Origin of the sequence: Chitinimonas arctica (assembly GCF_007431345.1) — a bacterium.
GTDB classification, from domain to species: domain Bacteria; phylum Pseudomonadota; class Gammaproteobacteria; order Burkholderiales; family Chitinimonadaceae; genus Chitinimonas; species Chitinimonas arctica.
This window is the reverse complement of record NZ_CP041730.1, coordinates 4,372,867-4,395,769: the sequence shown is the minus strand read 5'-3', so window position 1 is coordinate 4,395,769 and position 22,903 is coordinate 4,372,867. Positions and strand designations below refer to the sequence as shown.

Genomic DNA, 22,903 nt, shown 5'->3' with positions numbered 1-22,903 from the left:
ATCAGGAGGAATCACCATGGCAGAACCAGTTGAAAACCACGAAACACCGCGCAGCCCGTTCCTGGAGGAAAAGGCCTTCAAGTCGCGTACCGTGCTGGTATTCGGCACCATCAACGATACGCTGGCGGCCGATGTGGCCAAGCGCCTGATCGCGCTGTCGGCGGAGTCGAACGACCCCATCACGCTATTGGTCTCCTCGCCGGGCGGCCATGTCGAATCCGGCGACGTGATCCATGACGTGGTGCGTTATATCGATGCACCGGTGCGCGTAGTCGGTACCGGCTGGGTGGGCAGTGCCGCCGTGAATGTGTTCCTGTCGGTGCCGAAGTCCGCCCGCTTCTGCCTGACCAACACCCGCTTCCTGATCCACCAGCCCAGCGGCGGCGTCGGTGGCCAGGCCTCGGATATCGCCATCCATGCGCGCGAGATCGTCAAGGTCAGGGAACGCATCGCCAAGTTGATCGCCCGGGAATCCGGCCAGCCCCTGGAAAAGGTGCTGAACGATATCGATCGCGATTTCTGGATGTCGGCCGCCGAAGCCACCGAGTACGGCTTGGTGGGCAAGGTCATCGTCAACCAGCGCGAGTTGGACGCTTGAGGGTCCGTACTGCAAAGCTACGCTGAAGTATCGTCATGCCTGCGTTTGCCGGCATGACGAAGCAACGCTGCGGTTTTCATCGCCCGCTTTAAAATGGGTGCGCATTACATTGAAGTTATTAGTCCATACAGCTTGCGTTAATATCCTTCGCTTGGCACTGACGATAGAAAATCAGTAATTCATTCTATTATTAGTAATGACTTGGCAGGATTACCAAAGCTCCGCCGGAACAATCTGCATGTATATGATTTAAAAAAGAAAAATAGAAAACAAAGACCATAATCACGCAGCCACAATATATACAAAAACCCACGCCTATCCTGTATGGTCCGAATCCGGCGGAGCGCGCTTCACCTAAATCGTCAGATTCGGCACCCCGGCAGGCGCCCCCCGTATTTGCTGACCCTGACACCCCCATTTAACTCTCCAGGCGATGGTTACGCGATGAATATTCAAAAGCTTTCTGAACAATCAGGACATTTGTATTCGGCACAAAGAAGTTACACCATTGCCTGGGAGAGGCTGACCACATTCGACAACACCGATCCGGGTTGGGGCGACTATGTGGAAGCATCGACCGCTTTCATCCACCTGGCGCACGGCATTAATTCGTCCCTGGAACTCATCGGAAGAGATCCTTTATTCCCCAAGGAAGTCGTCAGTCCGCTTGCCTCCCAACTCAGGCAGTACCAGCAGTGGCAAGAGTATTCGCATTCCGTGACGGATATGGCGTCCAGCATGGATAACTATGCCTTCAACCCTACCCATCAGAACCTGGAAAATGTGGCCAAGACCAGTTTCGATGCACTGGGCAAGGCCGGCGCCATCATCCTGACTTCCGGGATCATGGTGCAAAACCCGGCCATGATCGTGATCGGTGCCGGCTTGACCTTGCTGTCCAAGTACCTGGGCGGAGATTTCGATCCACTGCTGACGAAGATTTCGGACCTGGTCGCGGACTTGTTCAAGGAGGGCCAGAAGGTCCCGCAACGACGTGACCCGCTGGTGCTCGATATCGATGGCGATGGAGTAGAAACCGTGGGCGTCGCGAACAGCTTGGTGCTTTTCGACCATGACGCCGACGGCATCAAGACCAAAACCGGCTGGACCCGCGCTGACGACGGCTTCCTGGTACTCGACCGCAATGGAAACGGCACCATTGACGATGGCCGCGAACTATTCGGCGACGCCACGCCGCTGAACGGCAACGGCAGCATGGACACACAGGGCGGTATCGCCGCCAATGGCTTTGCGGCGCTCGCCAAGGAAGACAGCAATAACGACGGCAAGATCGACGCCGCCGACGCGCGCTGGGGCCGGCTGCGCATGTGGCAGGATGCCAACCAGGACGGGATCAGCCAGGCGAATGAACTGAAAACGCTGGCGGCGCTGAATATCACCGCCGTCAATCTGGCCAATACCGAAGTCAACAACACGCTGGCCGACGGGAATCAGATCCACCGCACCGGCACCTTTGTGCGCGGCGGTACCGTCCAGACCGCTGCCACCCTGGGCGACGCTGCCAACCTGAATTTTTCGGAAGATACCTTCCACCGCGAATTCTCCGATACGCTGCCGATCCCGACCGAGTTTGCATCGCTGCCGGAATTGACCGGCTCGGGCAAGGTTCGCGACCTGAAGGAAGCGGCCACCCAATCCTCGCGGTTGAAAGGCCTGGTCGAACAGTTTGCCGCGGCTACCACGCAGCAAGCACAACTGGCCCTGGTGGACCAACTGCTGGACGCCTGGGCCGATACCTCCGGCATGGCGGAATCGCTGGATGATCGCGACCCGGATCATTTCATCGTGCGCTACGACCGCATCGGCGATGTCCTGCGCTCGGCCAACATCATTGCCAACACCGGCCCCGGCATGGGTGGCGGTGGCTCGCAAGGTGGCGGAGGCATGACCCCCGCCACGCCAAGGGATGTGGACAATACCCAACTTAGCGCCAACTACCGGCAGTTGATCGGTGCCTGGAACCAGAAGCTGCATATCCTGGAAGCATTCAACGGCAGATACTTCTTTAACCTGCCGGAACAAACCCAGGCAGGTGGCGGTGCCGCCAGCGGCATCACCATGGTCTCCGGCCAGAACGGCGGCGGGGGTGGCGGCATGGGTGGAACGCCCATCCCTACCCTGTCCATCACCTACAGTACGCAGCAACTGTCGCTACTCGACCAGGCTTACTCCGCCTTGCGTGAATCCGTCTACGCGAACCTGGCCCTGCAAACGCGCCTGAAACCGTATTTGCTGAGCGCAACGGTCAGCATCGGGGATGATGGTTACGCTTTCGACTTTTCGGCTACGGAACAGCTGCTGCGCAACAAGGTCGTGCAATCGCCAAGCCAAGGCCTCAGCGACCTGATCGAGCTGAATAAATATGCCGGCGACCATTTTGGCAACCGTGGCTGGACCGGTTACAGCGTAATGGAAGACATCCTGCGCAATCAGGCCGCCACCCCCGAGTTGCAGGCACTGTATACGCAGCTGGGCATCCTGGTGGGAGGCCGCTATGGCGCGACCACCACAGGCAATGCGGCCGATAATGTCGTGCTCGGCGGTACGGCCGCGGAGACCGTCGGCGGCGGCGCAGGCAACGATTTTCTATTTGGCGGCGCCGGCAACGACACCCTCCGGGGCAGCGAGGGGAACGACTACCTCGATGGCGGTGCGGGTAACGACACGGTAGACGGCGGCACTGGCTCCGACACCTATCGATTTGGCAAATCCAGCGGCAATGACGTCATCGACCAAAGTTATGACACCGCCGCCAATACCGACACCTTGCTGCTCGATGCCGGCATCAAGGAGGCCGATGTGACCGTCAAGCGCGACGGTACCGGTGACGACCTGCTGCTGACCATTGCCGGCGCCAGCAATGTACTGCGCATTAAATCCTACTTCCACTCGGATGCCATCGGCCCCTATTCCCTGGAACAGATCCGCTTTGCAAACGGAAATGCATGGAATGCCGAGATCATCAAGGCCACGGTCATCCAAGGCACGGCCGGTAAAGACACCATCGTCGGCTACGGCGGTGCCGACGTCCTGGACGGCGGTGCCGGCAATGACTGGCTCGATGGTCGCGGCGGCAACGATACCTACAAGTTCGGCAAGAACTCGGGCAATGACATCATCGACCAAGGTTATGACACCACCGTCAATACCGACACCTTGCTGCTCGATGCCGGCATCGCGCCGGCGGATGTCACTGTCAAGCGTGACGGTACCGGCGACGACCTGCTGCTGACCATTGCCGGCGCCAGCAATGTACTGCGCATCAAGTCGTACTTCTATCAGGACGGCGCCGGCCCCTACGCGCTGGAGCAGATCAAGTTCGCCGACAACACCGTATGGGACATCGCCACCGTCAAGGCCAAGGTCATCCAAGGCACGGCCGGTAACGACACCATCGTCGGCTACGGCAGTGCCGACGTCCTGGATGGCGGTGCCGGCAATGACTGGCTCGATGGCCGTGGCGGCAACGATACCTACAAGTTCGGCAAGAACTCTGGCAATGACATCATCGACCAGAGTTATGACACCGCCGCCAATATCGACACCTTGCTGCTCGATGCCGGTATCAAGGCGACTGATGTCACCGTCAGGCGCGACGGTACCGGCGACGATCTGCTGCTGACCATTGCCGGCGCCAGCAATGTGCTGCGCATCAAGTCGTATTTCTATCAGGACGGCGCCGGCCCCTACGCGCTGGAGCAGATCAAGTTCGCCGACAACACCGTATGGGACATCGCTACCGTCAAGGCCAAGGTCATCCAAGGCACGGCCGGCAACGACACCATCGTCGGCTACGGCAGCACCGACGTCCTGGACGGCGGCGCCGGCAATGACTGGCTCGATGGTCGCGGCGGCAACGATACCTACAAGTTCGGCAAGAACTCGGGCAATGACATCATCGACCAGAGTTATGACACCGCCGCCAATACCGACACCTTGCTGCTCGATGCCGGCATCAAGGCGACCGATGTCACCGTCAGGCGTGACGGTACCGGCGACGACCTGCTGCTGACCATTGCCGGCGCCAGCAATGTGCTGCGCATCAAGTCGTATTTCTATCAGGATGGCGCCGGCCCCTACGCGCTGGAGCAGATCAAGTTCGCCGACAACACCGTATGGGACATCGCTACCGTCAAGGCCAAGGTCATCCAAGGCACGGCCGGCAACGACACCATCGTCGGCTACGGCAGCACCGACGTCCTGGACGGCGGCGCCGGCAATGACTGGCTCGATGGTCGCGGCGGCAACGATACCTACAAGTTCGGCAAGAACTCGGGCAATGACATCATCGACCAGAGTTATGACACCGCCGCCAATACCGACACCTTGCTGCTCGATGCCGGCATCAAGGCGACCGATGTCACCGTCAGGCGTGACGGTACCGGCGACGACCTGCTGCTGACCATTGCCGGCGCCAGCAATGTGCTGCGCATCAAGTCGTATTTCTATCAGGACGGTGCCGGCCCGTACGCGCTGGAGCAGATCAAGTTCGCCGACAACACCGTGTGGGATGTCGCTACCGTCAAGGCCAAGGTCATCCAAGGCACGGCCGGTAACGACACCATCGTCGGCTACGGCAGCACCGACGTCCTGGACGGCGGCGCCGGCAATGACTGGCTCGATGGTCGCGGCGGCAACGATACCTACAAGTTCGGCAAGAACTCGGGCAATGACATCATCGACCAGAGTTATGACACCGCTGCCAATACCGACACCTTGCTGCTCGATGCCGGTATCAAGGCGACCGATGTCACCGTCAAGCGTGACGGCACCGGTAACGATCTGCTGCTGACCATTGCCGGCGCCAGCAATGTGCTGCGCATCAAGTCGTATTTCTATCAGGACGGCGTCGGTCCCTATGCGATGGAGCAGATCAAGTTCGCCGACAACACCGTGTGGGATGTCGCTACCGTCAAGGCCAAGGTCATCCAAGGCACGGCCGGCAACGACACCATCGTCGGCTACGGCAGCACCGACGTCCTGGACGGCGGCACCGGCAACGACTGGCTCGATGGTCGCGGCGGCAACGATACCTACAAGTTCGGCAAGAACTCGGGCAATGACATCATCGACCAGAGTTATGACACCGCCGCCAATACCGACACCTTGCTGCTCGATGCCGGTATCAAGGCGACCGATGTCATCGTCAAGCGTGACGGCACCGGCAACGATCTGCTGCTGACCATTACCGGCGCCAGCAATGTACTGCGCATCAAGTCGTACTTCTATCAGGACGGCGCCGGCCCCTACGCGATGGAGCAGATCAAGTTCGCCGACAATACGGTGTGGGATTTCGCCACGGTGAAATCGAAAACGATCCAGGCGAAAGCAAGCGCTACTCCCGCCCCGAAAGTGCCGTCGCAGCAGGGCGACGAGGTCCACCGTCTGAATGGTTGGTCGCTGACTGCAGCCAAGCTCGATTTCCACCTGAACAGCATGGAGAACGCAGCGCAAGGTTTGGCCGAGCTGCAGGGCGGTGACGCTGCTACCGCCAGCCTGATCGGAGCGGGGCACGCAGCCGTGCCCGGCTCCGACGAACTGCTTCGTAACAAGGGCAAAGCGCTTGCCGCCACATCCTGAGGCAACGCAGGAGGCGTCTTTCGGCACCTCGCTCCGCCGGCCGCCCACGGCGCCGGCGGAGCCGTTCCGCCCACCTTATCTTCCTGAGACATGAACAATTCGGCCATCACCCCAGCCCTATTCCATTGGGTATTAGAGGGCATTTGCATACTGCATCAGCGCCCGTATGCCGCCGACCTGGCTCGTCAGCAATACGCCGCGCCCCACACCACTTCATCCCTGCTCGATGCCGCCGGCGACCATGGTTTCGCAGCCACGACGCACGAGATCGCAGCGGGCAAGCTGCACCGCGAAGCGTTTCCCCTGTTGGCATGGCTGGCACCCGCGACCGCCACCGCCTCGACGGACGCAGGGGCGGGCATCGAACCGGCTATCGTGCTGATGGCCGATAAGCAGCAGGTGCTGTTGATCGAGGCAGCGGACGCCGAGCCGCGCACCGTGCCGCTGGCGGAATTCACGCAGCGCTACACCGGACAGGCCACCCGCGTTGCGCCTTGCGCCGAAACAGTGGCCGACGATGAAAATCCGCAGCCGCAAGGTCCACGCCGGCCCTTTGGATTCCGCTGGTTTGTCCCCGAGCTGCTCAAGCACAAGCGCCTCTGGCAGGAGGTCTTGCTGGCCTCGCTGGTGATCCAGTTGATCGCGCTGGCCACGCCGCTGTTCACCCAGGCGATCATCGACAAGGTGGTCGTGCATCACACACAGAGCACCTTGATCGTCATCGCCATCGGCATGACCGTCTTTATCCTGTTCACGGCCGGCTTGAGCTGGTTGCGCCAATACCTGATCCTGCACACCGGCAACCGCGTCGATGCCGTACTGGGATCATCGGTCTTCGCCCACTTGTTCAAGCTGCCGCCCATGTACTTCCAGCAGCGTTCCACCGGCGTGATCGCCGCCCGGCTACACGGCGTGGAGACCATCCGCGAATTCATCGCCAGCGCCGCCGTGACGCTGGTATTGGACATGCCCTTCCTGCTGATCTTCGTCGGCATCATGTTCTTTTACAGCGTGCCCTTGACCCTGATCGTGCTGGCGATCCTGGCCGTCATCGTCGGCATGAGCCTGGTCGTGGCTCCCTTGTTCCAGGCCAGGCTGCAAGAGCAGTTCCTGCTGGGGGCGCGCAACCAGGCTTTCCTGACGGAATACATCGTCGGTTTGGAAACCGTGAAGTCCCTACAGATGGAGCCGCAACTGAACAATCGTTACGGTGCTTACCTGGCCAGCTATTTGCAGGCGAGTTTCGCCACCAAGCAACTGGCGAATACCTATAACGCTGCCTCCAATCTGCTGGAACAGATCATGAGCTTGCTGATACTGACCATCGGTGCCTACACCGTGATGCACAACAGCCAGTTCACCATCGGCATGCTGGTGGCCTTCCAGATGTTCGCCGGCCGGCTCTCGCAACCTATGCTGCGCCTGGTGGGATTGTGGCAGCAATTCCAGCAGGCACGCCTGTCCGTGGCGCGGCTCGGCGACTTGATGAATGCGCCCACCGAACCTTACTCCGTGCTGCCTTCCCGCAGCGGCAAGCGCGAAGGCCGCATCGAGATCGATCGAGTGGCCTTCCGCTATGAGCCTCACCTCGCCAACGTATACGAGAATCTAAGCATGCGGGTGGAAGCCGGCCAGACCATCGGCTTGATGGGGCCATCCGGCTGCGGCAAAAGCACGCTGGCCAAATTGCTGCAAGGCTTCTACCAGCCCAGTGCGGGCCGCATCCTGATCGATGGGGTGGATATCCGGTATCTGTCCGCGAACGAACTGCGCAGCTACTTCGGCGTGGTGCCGCAAGAGACGGTACTGTTCTCCGGCACCATCTACGACAATCTACGCATGGCCAGCCCCGACGCCACCTTCGAGCAGATTACCCAGGCGTGCCGGATGGCCGAGATCCATGAGGTGATAGAAGCACTGCCGCAAGGCTACCGTACCGAGATCGGCGAGCGGGGTGCCGGACTATCCGGCGGACAGCGCCAGCGCATCGCAATCGCACGCGCCCTGCTGAAACGCCCTCGCATCCTGGTGTTCGATGAAGCCACCAGTGCCTTGGACGGCCCCACCGCCGAGCATTTCGCCCAGACCGTCAATGCGCTCAAGGGCAAGGTCACCATGCTCTTTATTACCCACGGGCTACCGCAAGGGCTCCAGGTCGACGCGGTGTTCCGCCTGGATAAACAGGGCGCCCGCTTGCAGGCCCATGCCGCCGCGCGAGCACCAGCACCAGCACCAGCACCAGCACCAGCACCAGCACCAGAAAATATGCCTGGCTGACCTGGTACGCCATTTAGCTACCCACCCCATGAAGATACCAGCACGCATGTCGCAAGCCAGCCAGACCGATACCCAGGTCACGCCATTACGCCCGCCGTCACGCTGGCACGACCCGCTCAAGTTGATCGAGAACGAGACGCCAGGCCAAGCTAGCCGCGTCGTCCTCTGGTCGATCTGCGTACTGGTGTCGATACTGTTGATCTGGGCGGCGTTCGGCAAGCTCGACATTGTCGCGACGGCGGAAGGCACCCTTAGCTCCCAAACCTTGCTCAAGGTGGTGCAGCCTGCCGAGGCCGGCATCGTCAAGCAATTGCTGGTGGCGGAAGGCGATCAGGTCAAGGCCGGGCAGTTGCTGGCACGGCTGGACACCACGCTGGCACAAGCTGAGCATGGTGGGCAGCGAAACGCCATGGACACGGCGCAGATGCAGGTGCGACGGATCGAAGCCGGCTTGCGCAACACGCCTATGCAGAAGCGGGCCGGCGACGATTCCCTGCTGTTTGCCCAGGTGCAAAGCCAGGATATCGCGCAGCGCAGGGCTTTTCACGACAGCGAGGAACAAGCGCAATCCTTGCTGCTGAAAGCCGAATATGAACGCAAGAGCGCGCTACAAGTGCTGGCCAAGCTCGAGCAAACCCTGCCGACTTTCGAGGAAGCCGCCGACTCCTATGCACGCCTGGAGCAGAATGGCTTTCTCAGCAAGCTGGCCAGCCACGACAAACGGCGCGAAGCCATCGAACGCCGCCGCGATCTGGAAGCACAGCGGGCCACCGTCGATGCATTGCACGCTACCATCGCCGCGCAGCAGCAGAAGCTGAGCCAGTTGCGCAGCAGCTATCGGTCCGAGCTCGAAAAAGAACTGGCCGACTTGCGCAACCGGATCACCCAGTTGGCGCCTGGACTGACAAGGAGCGCCTACCAGGAAGGCCTGATGGATTTGCGTGCGCCGCAGAACGGCGTCGTGAAGGAACTGGCCACCACCACGGTGGGCGCGGTGGTACAGGCCGGCGCCGTGGTCATGACGCTGGTACCGCAGGGGGAGCAGCTGTATGCCGACGTAGCCATCAAGAACGAGGATGTCGGCTTTGTGCACGTAGGCCAGCAGGCTCAGGTCAAGCTGAGTGCCTACCCTTTCCAGAAATACGGCATGCTGAAGGCCAAGGTCATGCGTATCAGTGCCGACGCCAGCGACTCGGGCAGACCGTCTTCGTCGCTGCTCGCCGAGAGCTCTCCTGCGCAAGCCACCGGCATTTCAGTCTACCGTGCACGCATCGCCCTGGATCGCCAGAATCTGGGCGGCAAACTGGCACTGGCGCCCGGCATGCAGTTGACCGCCGAAATCCACCTTGGCAAGCGTACCGTGCTGGAATACCTGTTATCCCCGCTGCAACAGACCGTACAAGAAGCCGCGCGGGAGCGCTGAGGATTGCGGGAGAACCTGGGTTCCCTTCGAATCCGCCTGTCGCACACTTGGGTAAACCCCTCCGATCTGGCGTAGTTTTCTTGTACGCGTTCCCCCTTTAGCAAGTACCGGCCGCTTCGGCCTAGATGGAAAGGCACACAGTTGCCTCCCGTGCTTTACGGCCGGGACCATTCCCACCGTACTTGCCGGAACGTGCTTGGCACCCATTTTCGTGCATCGTACAGCCATGGCGGGCGGTCTAGCCTTTAGCCGCATACGAGCAATCAATAAGTGATCGACGTCGATATACGTCCGGCGGGGTGGGGACTTTGTCCACTCTCCAGGCGCAGCGAGGGACGGTCCTGCTCGCCACCATGGTTCTCCCCATCATCCCGCAGGAGGAAACCACCATGTATTTGTATTCCAGATTGGCCATGCTTTTCGGCGCAGTGATACTGATCGGTACCGCGCAAGCCGCCGGGCCGTCCTGTAGTCCCGATGTCAAGGAAGCCATCGTCAAGGAGTTCACCCAGTCCGGCTGGGAGAAGATGCCCGAGGACCAGCGACTTCGCTTCGAAGCCGCGATCTATGACAAGTACCAGTCCTGCTCGCAAGTGGACGATATCCTGGCGCCTGATCCAGCTTACTGCGGCAAGACTTCCTACCAGGGCAGCACCTGGTACGAGCAGATGACCTGCTGCGGCTATGATCCACAACGCCGCATGTTCAGCTGCCCGGTCAGCGTCAAGCAGACCTACGGCTTTGGCGGCGCACCGCTGCCGGGAAGTCGCGAATATGTGCTCAACTGCGTGCGCAGCGGCGCCATCTTCGTGCCCGTGGGGGTGGACAGCGTGCATTTGTCGAATGAATTCCTCGGCGCCAATCCGCCTTGGCAATTCAACGTCATCGCGGCCGCCAATACCAATATCGGCCTCTTGCAGCCGATGTCCGGCCAGACCCGCGTGGCGCGTTCCATCCTGTCCTGGCAGTTGCAGCCCACCAATTGTAACTATCGCCCGATCTGGGGCAATGTACTCGACTACCAGATTCGTCTAAACCAGTAAGGCCTTTCGATGACCGTCACGCCCGCGTGGCGGTCATCCTTCCTCGCCTATCAGGCTGCCTTGTCCAGCATTTCCAGAACAAAGGGACTCACCTGGCCCTTTTCGCTGCTCAGCAGCCGCAGCACATGCCTGGCCCGTGTCGCGGCGACGTAGAACAGGCGCCGTTCGGCGATGGCGTGTTCGCCGGGATCGTTCAAGGTGTCCTGGCGGGGGAAGGGTTGCGGGCTGATATCCGCATCCAGATGAGTCAGGATCACCAGGTCGAATTCACGCCCCTTGGCCTTGAGAAAGGTGGAAAGGCTGACGCGCGGCGCCCAGCCCTTCACGCCAGGCCGGCCAATGGCGCGATAAGCCGTGCGCAAGCGGTTGATCTCGACCAGCAAGGCATTCACGCTCAAGGCACGGCGGCTGGCCAGGGTCTGCAGCCGTTCGAACATGCCCAGGACAGCGCGGCGTTCGATCGGGTCGAGAATCTGGCCATGCAGTTGTTCGCGCAAGGCAAAACGTTGCCCCAATTCTGCCAGCACCTCTGCCGCCGGCGCATCGGCCTCGATCGCTACCAGGTAGTCCCAATGGGTATTGAAGCGCGCCAGCCTTTGATCGCGCGTGGCAAGCTGGCCGGACAGGCGGTGGGCCTGTTCGACGGCATAGCGCAGAAAACTGCCGCTGCCGTCGGTAATGGCCAGTAGATCGGCACGCGCGCGCTCGCGTTCCTCGATGGGATACTCCGGAAACAGCAGGCCAGCCAACTCGACGATCATATCGGCGCGGAAGGCGGGCGCCACCACGACCTTGCCCAGCTTCGCCAAACGGTTGCCGCCGGCCGCCAACAATCCCAGCAAGGCGGTGACGGTGGGATCGAAGAAAAAAGGCTGGCCCAGGTCCAGCTCGTAGGCGATCTTGCTCTCCACCAAGGCCACTTCGATATCCACCAGCAAGTGGCGCTCTCGGCTCAGCACCGCCGCCGTGCCCGTGGCGTCGGCCGCTAGATGCTCGGCCAGCAGGGCTACCGTCCGGGATGGGATATCGCAGGATACCGCCTGGACCTTGGTGACATGCGCGGCCACCGAGTGGCATTGGCTGGCCGCCGCGGACTGTTGCCGCACGGTGCGCTGAATACGCTTGGCCAATCCACCGCCGAAGCGGCGCGCGCCGGCCAGGGTGACATCGACCGCGCCGGGAACCCGCGCGGGAAATTCCCGCGCCATGACCTCGGGATGCGCACCCAGGCTGGTCAGCACACACTGGTTCTCGTCGCCGACCGCGATAACCTTGGCGCTGCGCAGACGGCCGGCCAGCGCGACCTGCAGCTGCGCGCTATTCAAGTCATTGGCTTCGTCCAGCAAGACCCATTCGGCTTCCTTGACCACCTGGTAGGCATCGGAAAATTGCGCCAGCAGATCCAATGGCTGAGTCAGCACGTCGGCGAAGGTCATAAAGCTCTTCCGCTCGCGGATACGCTCGAACGCCACCAGGAAGGCCATGACCGCGACCGGCTGCCTGGCCTGTTCGGCCAGCACATCCAATTCGATGGCGTCGTCGCTGTCCAGCAAGGTTCGCAGGTCAAAACGCCGCTCGCCCTTGATACGGGTGAACAGGGCATGCAGGGTAGCCAGATTGGCCGGATTGTCCTGCGGGATATCGAATTCGTCGTCGTGGTCCCGCAGGGCCAAGGCCCCCTGGTGGATAGCGCCGCTCAAGGCTTCCCGCAACTGCGGATCGTTGATGCCCAGCGCACGCGAGCCGGCCAGGCCATAGCCGGCACGTGTCAGGCGCTGCAGCAATTGGCCGGCATAGGACAGGATGGTGCGTGGTTCAGGCAGATCGATGCGATGCTGGGAAGCCATGGCGGCCAGGTATTGCCGCAGATGCTCGGTAGCGGTACGGGTAAAGGTGAGCAGCTTGATCTGCTCGACCGGCACCCCGGCCATCCGGCGCGCCAAGGCTGCATGGGCCAGCAAGGTCGTCTTGCCGCTGCCGGCCGTGGCATAGACGCGCTGCGACTGCGCCATATCGCCGACGATGGCGGCTTGCTCGCTCGATAGCGCGGCGGGGTCCAGCAGGAATGACATGATGTCGCGCATTAGGGGACCCGCTATGAGCGGCGGCGGCTCCCCGCGCCATGCCCGTTGGCCAGGGCGAGGTAGGCGCGCAAGGCGACATAAGCATCATTGGCGGCATAGCGCTGCTGCTTGACGCTCAAGGAAGCAGTCGCCCAATTGGACATCTTCACGCTCTTGGACTTGGCGTAATGCTGGCCGAACAGCAAGGCGACGGCCTGTACCGCGCCCACGGTATTGCGGTAGCCGGCCTTGCGGAACAACGGCACAAGATCCTGCACCCCTTGGCAGCGCAACGCCAGGTTGGCCGCCATCTGCGCCTTGTCGGAACGCAGGTCGAATCCGACCTTGACGACCTGCTCCGACTCCAGCAAGGCCCGCAAGGGCGCAGCGATGCTGCCGTCCAGAACGGGAAACAGAAAGGCCTGCGTCGCGGTACTCAGCTGTATCAGATGCGGCCCCTGCGACTGCTCGCCCTTTTGAAAGGTGGGCTTGGATTCGGTATCGAAACCGATGGTGCCGGCCTGGGCCAACACCTTGCAGGCCCGCTCCGCCGCCTCGCTCGTCTGCACCACCTCGATGGCGGCCAGCGGCAAGCCGGCGAACGGCGGCATGGCCAGGATCGCGGCCTTGTCGATATGGCGAGGGGGACTGCTGAGCACGGGAATGGTCGGTCCGGCGACACCCTTGCCGCCCGAAACGGCCGCCAACAAACGACCAGGTAAGCGCGACAGCTGCTTGAGCACATTTTGCAGACCGGTCATTTTCGGCCCGCCGCTGGATCTAGCCGTGGCTGCGCCGACATATCCCGCGCTTGCAAGGGGCAAGCTGAGCGGGCCAGGAAATTGAGCGATTCAGGGGAAGTCATTGGCATTCTGCGCAATACGGGTTTCACACAAGCCGCATGGTATCAGTAGCGCGCGCCTCCCGCCCCTAGGGCATTCCTGTCATTTATCGCAGTAGGCTCAGGCAGGCCACGCTGCGTTTGCTACAGGCAAAAAAACGGCCGCCTGAAAAAACTTGGCGGCCAGAGGAGGAGGAAGGCTGCAGTATCCCCCATTTGGGGGATGAAACAAAGCGATTTTTATGATCAAGCCAATAATATATCCATTGGTCATATTTTTACCGCCCGTTTTTATCGCAAAACACCCTGGCGAACAAGGAATCCTTGACCCGCCCTTGTCTCTTATATATCTTACGATATGTCTTAAGATGAATCTTACGATATAAATGGAGCACCCCATGCGACATCACCACACCCAAGCCCGCTTCGGCCACCTGATCGCCCGTCTTTCCCATCTTATCGGCCAGCGCGCCATGGGCCGCCATGGCCATAGCCACGGCGGCGCGTCCTTCGGCAGCGGTACAGGCGGATTCGGCGAAGGCGATGGCTTCAATCGCGGCCGCAAATTCAGCTCCGACGACCTCCAACTGCTGCTGCTGGCCTTGCTGGAGGAGCAAGCCAGCCACGGCTATGAATTGATCAAACTGCTGCAAGCCCGTAGTAACGGCTTCTATAGTCCAAGTCCCGGCATGGTTTACCCGGCCCTGACCTATCTGGAAGAACTCGGCTATGCCACGATTGAAGCGGGTGGTAATAAGAAGTGCTACCACCTGACCGAAGCCGGCCGGACCTACCTGCACGAAAACCGGCCCCGCGTGGATGCCATGCTCGCCAAACTGGCCCATATCGCCGGCAAGATGGACAGGATCCGGCGCGCATTTTCCGGTGAAACCGACGGCGACGACGAAGGCGCCGGCCAATCCGGGTACCGGCAAGCCCGCCTTGCGCTGAAGCAAGCCTTGTCGCAATGCGGCCACGCCTCCAGCGAAGAGCAACAGCGTATCGCCGCCATCCTGGCCCGCGCCACCGCCGAGATCCTCGGCGAGCCGGCGTCCCCTACCCCTCACTCCGCCAAGAAGGAAACCGGCCACCATGACTAGACCCGATCTGCAAGTCCAACGCGTCCGCCATGCCCTCAAGTTCCGCCTGCTACGGGTCAGCCATACCCACCGTGTCACTCCCGGATTGTTGCGCGTCACCTTGCAAGGCGACGAGCTAAGCGATTTCGTCTCCGACTCTTTCGACGACCATATCAAAGTGTTTTTCCCGGCACCTGGCGAGCAGCTGCCGACCCTGCCGGAAGCAGGTCCGAACGGACCGGTGTTCAGCGAGCACAAGCCCCGCAGCGTTGCTCGCGACTACACGCCCGGCGCTTTGACCTGGCGCGCGGGGAACTGGACATTGAATTCGTCCTGCACGGCGAGGGGCCTGCCGCCAGTTGGGCGGCTCAAGCCCAGCCGGGCCAATACCTGGGCATCGGCGGTCCACGCGGATCCTTCGTGATTCCTACCGGCTTCGACTGGTACCTGCTGTTGGGCGATGAAACCGCCCTGCCCGCCATCGCGCGTTGCCTGGAACAGCTGCCGGCCGGCAAGCAGGCGATCGTGCTTATCGAAGTCGCCGATGCCTCCGCCGAGTTGGACCTGTCCAGTGCCGCCACGCTGAATTTGCAATGGCTGCACCGGCAACATGGCGACGAGACCGGCTTAAGCCGCCTGGCGGATGCGGTAGCGCAACTATCGCTGCCAACCGGCGAGGGGTATGCCTGGGCGGCAGGCGAATCGGCCGCCATCCAGGCGGTACGCAAGCAATTGGTGGGCACACACGGCATGGATAAATCGCGCATACGCGCCGCCAGTTACTGGAAGCAAGGCGCAACGGCGGTACATGAAACCTTGGACGACTAACCGGCCGACAGCGCGCCCCCGTTGCCGTCATGGCGTTCGCACTCTCCATGACGGTTCCGTCTCACGAATGCCCTACGTCAGCGCCTCGATCGCCAACAGGTGATAACGACGGGCATCGGACAAGGGGAATCGCCTTAACTGTGTCATCGCCAATTCCGTTTCGCCGCCCGAGGCGGCCGGAATCATCAAGGCGCAATGCCCTTGCCGGGCTAAATCACGGTATAGGCGGATGTATTCGCTTTCGGTACCTACCGAGGGAAGCGAGTCCTTCTCATCGTCGATGGTCGCGGCAATCTCGGACAGGATGGCGCCGGGTTCGACGAACAGGATGTCCTGCTCCGACAGGCCGCAAGCGACCAAGGCCCGCTCAGCCTCCACCGCGTGTTCGAGGGTGGGGAACATGGCAAAGATATAGCCGGTCGGGTAGAAGACATTGAAGAGCGACAGCATTTTCGGCTGTAACAGGAATGGTTTCATGGCGGCTTCCCTCGGAGTGGATGGCTTCTATCTACCGGGGAAGGCAGCAGGAAACGTGCCTGTGGCGGCCAATGCTCACCCTATTACTCACGAGAAGCACGCAATGCCCCATAGGCAGTCCAAACTGCCTGCTTTTAGTAAGTCGTTTGGACTATTGCCAGCACCGCCCGCATGCCACAGCATGCTCCCCGGGCAGACCATGGCTTCACCGGGTGCCCAGCCTGATTTCAACCTGGAGAAACCTATGAAGAAAAGCCCTCTGTTCGCCCTATCCGCACTGGCCGCCGGCCTGATGATGAGCGTTGCTCAAGCAGCCCCCTCGATTGACCAATTCGCCAGCGGCCTCGCCGGCTTCAGCTCGCAGTGGAGCAGCGGTAGCTGGTCCGCCTCGCAAGTCCTGGGCGCTTCCAACACCTTCTCCTATGGCGACATCAGCACCGCCTGGGCGCCTAGCCCGAGGAACGGCAGCCTGGAATGGGTATCGGTCACCTTCGACCAGGCGGTGTTTGCCACGGGTGCAACCATCCGCGAAACCTATGGTAACGGCTTCGTCTACCAGGTCGATGCCATCGGCCTCGACGGCAGCCTGCACAATGTCTGGTCGGGCACCGACACCAGCCAGGCCGGTACCCCGGTCGACTTTGCCATCACCTGGGCCCAGACCGCTTTCGCGGTCAAGGGCCTCAAGATCTATACCAATACCGATCACGACCTGAACGCCTGGGAAGAGATCGATTCGATCAAGATCACCGGCGCCGTACCCGAGCCGGAAACCTATGCCATGCTGCTGGCCGGCCTGGGCTTGATCGGCTTCACCGCGCGTCGCCGTCGCGGCAAATAAACCGGGTTTTACCCAAGCCTGCTCCGTAGATGCCTTGCTGCAATGGCAAGGCTTGGGGAGCACGGCCAAGAGCCTCGCCGACAATGTTCGCGGGGCTCTTTTCTTTCCGTCTCCTGCGCTTCTCATCCGCTAATCAGACTATCAAATAAGCTAGCCTACCAATTCTAATAGCCCAAGCAATTAAGCCGCTTTTCGGACAAGCCGACTCAAGAGCGTAATTACGCAATAGACATATCAACGGGGAGCACAAAGGCGGCGCGGGAATTTAGAATCCGCGATTATCCACTTGGCATATGTGGGTTTTAAGCTAGCGTCAGCCCAAACGTGCCGAACCTCCGGCAACGATAAAAAGCTTTTACATCTACTGGATTCAGTAGGAAGACGTATTCGCCGAAGCCGGTTCTGCAACCGCCTGGCGCAACTCTTCTATCGAAAAACCCAATGAAGCGGCCGCTTGCTGCACGGCGGTCATGGCTTCACGCTTGCGTCGCAACAAATCAACCTTGGAAGAGAGGGCATTGGCATTGGCCGCCTTACGGGCGATCAGGGCGTGGCCTTCAAGTACTTGTTCCGCCGCCGGTTCGGACGAAGGGGCCGGTCCGCCGAATAGTGCTTCAAGCGCTGCACGTGCTTGCGCTGCATCGAGGTTATTGGCGTTTCTAGTTTTCATGCTTTCTTTTAACTATTCAATTTTGGAAGTGGGAAAAGAATTTACGCGGCGCGCTAATTCAGCCCAGGGTCGCCAGCAAGACCGCGCGGTGGTAGCCACGGATTAGGCCTTTAGCAAACGGGGCAATCGTTGCCGGACTGGTGGCCAGCCCGGCGGAATCCAGATCCAAATGGTTACCGCGGTTTCTTAAGAGGCACCGCTTGAGAGGAAGTTCAGATGGACCAGCGATTGGGATTTTCTAGTATAGAGAAAACCGCAGGGCAGCACATGATAGCGCTATCCCTTACCATAAATCCAGGGACGCTTTCGTCAACAGGTGATCTTCTACCCGCCGACGGGTGTCGCCGCGCTTGAGCAGGGCCTCCAGATGTTGTTCACGGGTGGTCGGTTTTTCCTGCATCAGTTTGCTCAGCGCCGTTTCTGCATCTGGTTCGCCAAATAAGCGGATGCTTCTTCTCAAAGTGCGTGCATTGCTCATGCCTGCTCCTCTTCCCAATTCGGCGGCCCCTGTTGGCAAGACCGCTCCAGCCAAGCAGGGCTCCGGTTGGCACCCTGCTGTTCAAACCCTACACGTTCAGCCCCTACGCGAGTCAGGAACTACGGGTAGTGCAAGCCCTGCTCTCGGATGATATGCCGCCAGCGAAGCGTACACAGCAAGATCACGCGCCAGGTGGCTGGACGAGCGTGGCGTATGCGCCACAGTCTGAGCCCCGAATCCCGGCTGCGCGAACAAATCCGCCTGACGGCCAGCTCCTGCTACTTTGCGCCGAATCCGTCCTTGTCCCTGTCGTGCATTGCAAGTTACTTCTCAAAGCTGCTCAGCGGTCCGCTCAAGGCGCCAGCGTAAAGTAGAACGTCGCCCCCCCGCCCGGCTCGGATTCCGCCCAGATTCGTCCGCCATGCCGCTGGACGATGCGCTGGACTATGGATAGGCCGATGCCACTTCCCTCGTAGTCGGCACCGTCATGCAAGCGCTCGAACACCCGGAACAGCTTGTCGGCAAAGCGCATATCGAAACCGGCACCATTGTCCGACACATGGTAGACGGCGGTACCACCGGCCAGTGTTCGGCAACCCACCTCGATACGGGCGGACTCGACTTGGCGGGTGAACTTGACGGCGTTGCCCAGCAAGTTGGCCAGCACCTGCCGCAGCAGGCCCGGATCCGCCAATGCGCAGCCCAATTCACCGACGACAAACTCGACATTACGGCCATGGCACTCGCTCTGCAGCTGTGCAACCAATGGTGCCACCAGGGTGTTGAGCGCTACCGACTGGGTGGATAGCTGCTGCCGCCCCAGTCGCGAAAAAGCCAGCAGATCATCGATCAGCGTGCCCATTTGTTTGGCATTGCCACGGATCACCCCTAAAAGCCGCCGCTCCTCGGCGTCGAATCGATCGGCTACCCGCCGCTCCAACATACAGGCATAGCCATCCACCGCGCGCAGCGGTGAACGCAGATCGTGCGAAACCGAATAGGAAAAGCTTTCAAGCTCCTGGTTAGCCGCGCGCAATTCGGCCAGGTTCTTCTGCTCGCGCGCATGCATGCCCAAGAGACGAGCATAAAGCATGCCGTTCTCCAGCAAGAGCACCATCAGGACAAAACTCGCCGCCAATAAGCCATACGCCCTGCCCGCATAGAAACCGAGATCGAAGCGGCCGGCATTGAAAACCGCGGAAAGCCCGATATCGAATAGCCAGGCATACATCACCACGATCAGCCACTCATCCAGCAGGGCATGGGGACGCCGAAACCACAGCGCAGCCAAGGCGACCAGGCTGAGCAACCAGACCGCGGTGATCACCGCATGCATGGCGGGCGTATAGCGGCCGGCCACCAGTAAATCGGGGAAGAATGCCTTACCCAGGGTGGCAAGCATGCCGCAGGCGGCCACCAGGCCCAGCGTTGCCAACGCGCCGAAGGCGATGGACCGATACACCGCTTCGTCGAGCTGCCTACCCTCGCGCTCACGATCTTTCAGCAGGACATAGGCGATGATGAAAAACGGAAAACCGCCGTGCCAAAACATATACAGCCAAGCGGTGCTCTGCTTCCCCGCACCCAGCAGCCCGTCCGGCGCAAACAGGCCGGGAAAGGTCAGGCCATGGAGCACGGCGATCGCCCCGGTAAAAAGATAGGCGCAGGCCAGTACCAGCAGGGAGCGGGTACGCAACATGGCGTACTGCCCCAGCAGCAGCACCACGGTAATCAGGTCATTGATCACCAGCGACGCTTGATAGATTGGGATGAAGGCCCAGACTTTCGGTAGCGGCACCTTGGCAAAGGGCACCGCCAAGAGGAAGAAAAGCAAGGAAACGCCGACCACCGCCCGCGCCAACCGCCGCTCGCGCGGCCCGGCAGGCAGAGTGGAGAGAAAGTCGGGAGAGGCGGAGGTGGGTTCGTGCACCAGACGTCCTTGAAGCATGCTCGGCCCATTGAATATAGGCCAAGGGGCATGCAGGCAACGGCGAATTCCAGGCGCACCACGAACAAGGGCGGTGCTCGATTGCACCGCCCTTGTTCGGTCGACGACTGGGTAGCGCGGGCGCTTTAGGTCGCCTCGGCTACCCAACTGATCAGGCCATAGTTTTTCTTGCCCCGCTTGAGCAAGGTAAAACGGCCGTACAAGCGCTCGGCATCGTCAAAGGCGTGTTCCAGCACGGTGGCCTTCTGGCCGTTGACGCTGACTGCGCCGCTCTGGATAAAGGTACGCGCTTCGGTCTTGGACTTGGCCAGGCCGGCCGCCACCAAGGCTTCGACCAGACCGCCGCTGGCGGGGTCCAGCACGATGCCCGGCATGCCGTCCTGGGCCAGCTGTTCGAAATCGGCCTCGGTCAATGCGGCGAGGCTGTCGGTAAACAGGCTCTGGCTGATCCGCTGCGCCGCCACCACCGCGTCCTGGCCATGCACCACGGCGGTGATCTGCTCGGCCAGGATGCGCTGGGCTTCCGGCTTGGCTTCGCGCGCCTTGTCCGCCGCTTCGATGGCGTCGATCTCGGCCGGTGTCAGGAAAGTGAAGAAACGCAGGAATTTGTAGACGTCCGCATCGGCCGTGCCCAACCAGAACTGGTAGAAGGCGTAGGGCGATGTCTTTTTCGCGTCCAGCCAGATCGTACCCGACTCGGTCTTGCCGAACTTGGTGCCATCCGACTTGGTCACCAGCGGCAAGGTCAGGCCGAACACCTGTTGCTGGTTAAGGCGGCGGGTCAAATCGGTACCGGCGGTGATATTGCCCCATTGGTCGGAACCGCCGATCTGCAGTTTGCAGCCATGGCGGCGATTCAACTCGCTGAAGTCATAGCCTTGCAACAGGCTGTAGGAGAATTCGGTGAACGAAATGCCTTGATCGTCGCGGCTGATACGCTGCTGCACCGACTCCTTCTTGATCATGGCGTTGACCGAGAAGTGCTTGCCGATATCGCGCAGGAAATCGAGCACGCCCATGCCACCGAACCAGTCGTGGTTATTGGCCATCACGGCGGCATTGTCGCCCTCGAAGCGCAGGAATGGCGCGACCTGGTCGCGGATCTTCCGCACCCAGCCCTCGATCACATCGGGGGTATTGAGCTTGCGCTCATTGGCCTTGAAACTGGGATCGCCGATCATGCCGGTGGCGCCACCCACCAGCGCGATGGGCTTGTGGCCCGCATCCTGGAAACGTTTGAGCACCAGGATAGGCACCAGGCTGCCGATATGCAGGCTGTCTGCGGTCGGGTCGAAACCGCAATAGAGGGTCACCGCTTCCTTGGCCAGCAGTTCATCGAGCGCAGCGGCATCGGTCGCCTGGGCGATCAGGCCACGATCTTGCAGATCCTGGAAAAGGGCGGATTGGGGCATGCTGAAACTCTCCACTGAGCCGGCGTGCCAGACACGCCGCGAGATTCGAAACCGCCGATTTTAACCTATACGGCCATCCTCCCAGGATTTTGCTGGCTTCTGAAAAACCTGCTTGCATTCACCTGGGCGCCGCCATAGGCTAGCCCCACTCCCCCTTATCAGCGCCGTGTCATGTCTGAATCCACTCTTTATATCGGCCTGATGTCCGGCACCAGCCTGGACGGCATCGATTGCGCCCTGGTCGATTTCTCCAGCGGCAATCCGCGTTTGCTGGGTACGGCTCTTCGCCCCTTCGAGGCTGGCTTGCATGCCGAATTGCTGGCCTTGCAGACGCCCGGCGACAACGAACTGCAACGGGTGGCACTGGCGGCCAACGCGCTGGCCGAGGCCTATGCCGCCAGCGTGGCGGCCGTACTGGCCGAAGCCGGCGTCGCACCCGACCAGGTAGCGGCCATCGGCATGCATGGCCAGACCTTGCGGCATCGGCCCGAACTTGGGTTTACCGTGCAGATAGGCAACGCGGCGCTGCTGGCGGAACGTAGCGGTATCCGCGTAGTAGCCGACTTCCGCAGCCGCGACGTGGCGGCCGGCGGCCAAGGCGCCCCGCTGGTGCCGGCCTTCCATCGGGGCGTATTCGGCGGCAAGCGGCACCGTGCGGTCGTCAATATCGGCGGCATCGCCAATATCACCGACCTGCCCGCCAAGGGTGCCGTGCGCGGCTGGGATTGCGGGCCGGGCAATGTGCTGCTGGACGGCTGGAACGCCCGCCACCATGGCCAGCCCTACGATGCCGACGGCGCCTGGGCGGCCGCGGGCAATAGCGTGAACGAACTGTTGGAACGATTATTGGCCGACGAATATTTCGACCTGGCGCCGCCGAAGAGCACCGGCCGCGATCTATTCCACCTCGGCTGGCTGGACCAACATCTGGCCGGGCTCCCGGGCCTGGCGCCGGTGGATGTGCAAGCCACCTTGCTGGAGTTCACCGCCCGCAGCATCGCCAACGAAATCGAGCAAGAGGCCGGTGAGGCAGAGGCGATCTATATCTGCGGCGGCGGCGCCCGCAACGGCGCAATGATGCGCTGGCTGGCCGCGCTGCTGGCGCCGCGCCTGGTGAGCAGCACCGAAGCGCTGGGTCTGCATCCTGACTGGGTCGAAGCGGTCGCCTTTGCCTGGCTCGCCAAGCAATGCCTGGCTGGACAGCCAGGCAATCTGCCGGCGGTTACCGGTGCCGCCGGTGCTCGGGTTTTGGGGGCGATTTATTCTGCCTGATATCCGCACTACGACATGAGTTGGGAGTTTCTCTCCAGCCCGTTAAGGGATG

Annotated in this window: 16 protein-coding genes and 1 pseudogene; 10 read left to right on the top strand and 7 right to left on the bottom strand. The window is 61.2% G+C overall.

Annotation, left to right across the window (positions count from 1 at the left end; genetic code table 11):
* Positions 1-16 precede the first annotated feature (16 nt).
* From FNU76_RS20140 to FNU76_RS20120, 5 genes are all read left to right on the top strand, one after another.
* Positions 17-598, top strand: coding sequence for an ATP-dependent Clp protease proteolytic subunit (locus FNU76_RS20140; protein ID WP_144279864.1), 582 nt, complete (start codon positions 17-19; stop codon positions 596-598).
* Between the two features lie 444 nt (positions 599-1,042).
* Complete coding sequence (locus FNU76_RS20135; protein ID WP_179958211.1) at positions 1,043-6,199, top strand: calcium-binding protein; 5,157 nt, start codon at positions 1,043-1,045, stop codon at positions 6,197-6,199.
* Positions 6,200-6,289: 90 nt separating this feature from the next.
* Entirely contained in the window at positions 6,290-8,476 is a 2,187-nt protein-coding gene (locus tag FNU76_RS20130) for a peptidase domain-containing ABC transporter (protein WP_144279862.1), read from the top strand.
* Positions 8,477-8,504: 28 nt separating this feature from the next.
* A complete protein-coding gene (locus FNU76_RS20125; RefSeq protein ID WP_144279861.1) occupies positions 8,505-9,899 on the top strand; it encodes an HlyD family type I secretion periplasmic adaptor subunit in 1,395 nt (464 codons plus the stop codon).
* A gap of 308 nt (positions 9,900-10,207) precedes the next feature.
* Positions 10,208-10,942 carry a hypothetical protein gene (locus tag FNU76_RS20120; RefSeq protein WP_144279860.1) on the top strand — a complete coding sequence of 245 codons (735 nt, stop codon included), beginning with the start codon at positions 10,208-10,210 and terminating at the stop codon, positions 10,940-10,942.
* A gap of 50 nt (positions 10,943-10,992) precedes the next feature.
* Here FNU76_RS20120 and FNU76_RS20115 read toward each other — a convergent pair whose 3' ends face one another.
* Both FNU76_RS20115 and FNU76_RS20110 read right to left on the bottom strand, forming a co-directional pair.
* Positions 10,993-13,014 carry a UvrD-helicase domain-containing protein gene (locus FNU76_RS20115; protein WP_179958209.1) on the bottom strand — a complete coding sequence of 674 codons (2,022 nt, stop codon included), beginning with the start codon at positions 13,012-13,014 and terminating at the stop codon, positions 10,993-10,995.
* 23 nt (positions 13,015-13,037) lie between these two features.
* Positions 13,038-13,766 (bottom strand): 3'-5' exonuclease, encoded by a 729-nt coding sequence (locus FNU76_RS20110; protein ID WP_144279858.1) that lies wholly within the window; start codon positions 13,764-13,766, stop codon positions 13,038-13,040.
* A 478-nt stretch (positions 13,767-14,244) separates the two neighbouring features.
* Here FNU76_RS20110 and FNU76_RS20105 point away from each other — a divergent pair, with 478 nt between their 5' ends.
* The 3 genes and pseudogenes from FNU76_RS20105 (at position 14,245) to FNU76_RS25075 (ending at position 15,753) form a co-directional block, all read left to right on the top strand.
* Positions 14,245-14,946 carry a PadR family transcriptional regulator gene (locus FNU76_RS20105; protein ID WP_144279857.1) on the top strand — a complete coding sequence of 234 codons (702 nt, stop codon included), beginning with the start codon at positions 14,245-14,247 and terminating at the stop codon, positions 14,944-14,946.
* Positions 14,939-15,282: pseudogene (locus FNU76_RS25080) on the top strand (siderophore-interacting protein); the annotation flags it as partial. The gene FNU76_RS20105 and the pseudogene FNU76_RS25080, both read left to right, overlap by 8 nt.
* Before the next feature lie 63 nt (positions 15,283-15,345).
* Positions 15,346-15,753: a siderophore-interacting protein gene (locus tag FNU76_RS25075; protein ID WP_308418573.1), complete on the top strand. Its 408-nt coding sequence runs from the start codon at positions 15,346-15,348 to the stop codon at positions 15,751-15,753.
* A gap of 72 nt (positions 15,754-15,825) precedes the next feature.
* Here FNU76_RS25075 and FNU76_RS20095 read toward each other — a convergent pair whose 3' ends face one another.
* The gene (locus FNU76_RS20095; protein WP_144279856.1) at positions 15,826-16,230 is read right to left on the bottom strand and encodes an RNA-binding protein; all 405 of its coding nucleotides are present in this window, start codon (positions 16,228-16,230) and stop codon (positions 15,826-15,828) included.
* Positions 16,231-16,474: 244 nt separating this feature from the next.
* On the opposite strand from FNU76_RS20095, the gene FNU76_RS24725 reads away from it, so the two are divergent.
* Positions 16,475-17,071, top strand: a complete 597-nt coding sequence (locus FNU76_RS24725) for a PEPxxWA-CTERM sorting domain-containing protein (RefSeq protein WP_223879112.1) — start codon at positions 16,475-16,477, stop codon at positions 17,069-17,071.
* A gap of 370 nt (positions 17,072-17,441) precedes the next feature.
* Here FNU76_RS24725 and FNU76_RS20085 read toward each other — a convergent pair whose 3' ends face one another.
* From FNU76_RS20085 to tyrS, 4 genes are all read right to left on the bottom strand, one after another.
* Positions 17,442-17,741 (bottom strand): hypothetical protein, encoded by a 300-nt coding sequence (locus tag FNU76_RS20085; RefSeq protein ID WP_144279855.1) that lies wholly within the window; start codon positions 17,739-17,741, stop codon positions 17,442-17,444.
* Between the two features lie 283 nt (positions 17,742-18,024).
* On the bottom strand, positions 18,025-18,219 hold the full coding sequence (locus FNU76_RS20080) for a hypothetical protein (protein WP_144279854.1): 195 nt from the start codon (positions 18,217-18,219) through the stop codon (positions 18,025-18,027).
* A 352-nt stretch (positions 18,220-18,571) separates the two neighbouring features.
* Entirely contained in the window at positions 18,572-20,149 is a 1,578-nt protein-coding gene (locus tag FNU76_RS20075; RefSeq protein WP_223879111.1) for a sensor histidine kinase, read from the bottom strand.
* 143 nt (positions 20,150-20,292) lie between these two features.
* On the bottom strand, positions 20,293-21,579 hold the full coding sequence (tyrS, locus tag FNU76_RS20070) for a tyrosine--tRNA ligase (protein WP_144279852.1): 1,287 nt from the start codon (positions 21,577-21,579) through the stop codon (positions 20,293-20,295).
* Between the two features lie 171 nt (positions 21,580-21,750).
* On the opposite strand from tyrS, the gene FNU76_RS20065 reads away from it, so the two are divergent.
* Positions 21,751-22,851, top strand: a complete 1,101-nt coding sequence (locus tag FNU76_RS20065) for an anhydro-N-acetylmuramic acid kinase (protein WP_144279851.1) — start codon at positions 21,751-21,753, stop codon at positions 22,849-22,851.
* Positions 22,852-22,903: the final 52 nt, after the last annotated feature.

Coding starts and splice junctions, on each gene's coding strand:
- FNU76_RS20095 (WP_144279856.1), bottom strand. CDS start 16,230: ATGAAACCATTCCTGTTACAGCCGAAAATGCTGTCGCTCTTCAATGTC.
- FNU76_RS24725 (WP_223879112.1), top strand. CDS start 16,475: ATGAAGAAAAGCCCTCTGTTCGCCCTATCCGCACTGGCCGCCGGCCTG.
- FNU76_RS20080 (WP_144279854.1), bottom strand. CDS start 18,219: ATGAGCAATGCACGCACTTTGAGAAGAAGCATCCGCTTATTTGGCGAA.
- FNU76_RS20105 (WP_144279857.1), top strand. CDS start 14,245: ATGCGACATCACCACACCCAAGCCCGCTTCGGCCACCTGATCGCCCGT.
- FNU76_RS20125 (WP_144279861.1), top strand. CDS start 8,505: ATGAAGATACCAGCACGCATGTCGCAAGCCAGCCAGACCGATACCCAG.
- FNU76_RS20085 (WP_144279855.1), bottom strand. CDS start 17,741: ATGAAAACTAGAAACGCCAATAACCTCGATGCAGCGCAAGCACGTGCA.
- FNU76_RS20135 (WP_179958211.1), top strand. CDS start 1,043: ATGAATATTCAAAAGCTTTCTGAACAATCAGGACATTTGTATTCGGCA.
- FNU76_RS20065 (WP_144279851.1), top strand. CDS start 21,751: ATGTCTGAATCCACTCTTTATATCGGCCTGATGTCCGGCACCAGCCTG.
- FNU76_RS20110 (WP_144279858.1), bottom strand. CDS start 13,766: ATGACCGGTCTGCAAAATGTGCTCAAGCAGCTGTCGCGCTTACCTGGT.
- FNU76_RS20140 (WP_144279864.1), top strand. CDS start 17: ATGGCAGAACCAGTTGAAAACCACGAAACACCGCGCAGCCCGTTCCTG.
- FNU76_RS20115 (WP_179958209.1), bottom strand. CDS start 13,014: ATGTCATTCCTGCTGGACCCCGCCGCGCTATCGAGCGAGCAAGCCGCC.
- tyrS (WP_144279852.1), bottom strand. CDS start 21,579: ATGCCCCAATCCGCCCTTTTCCAGGATCTGCAAGATCGTGGCCTGATC.
- FNU76_RS20130 (WP_144279862.1), top strand. CDS start 6,290: ATGAACAATTCGGCCATCACCCCAGCCCTATTCCATTGGGTATTAGAG.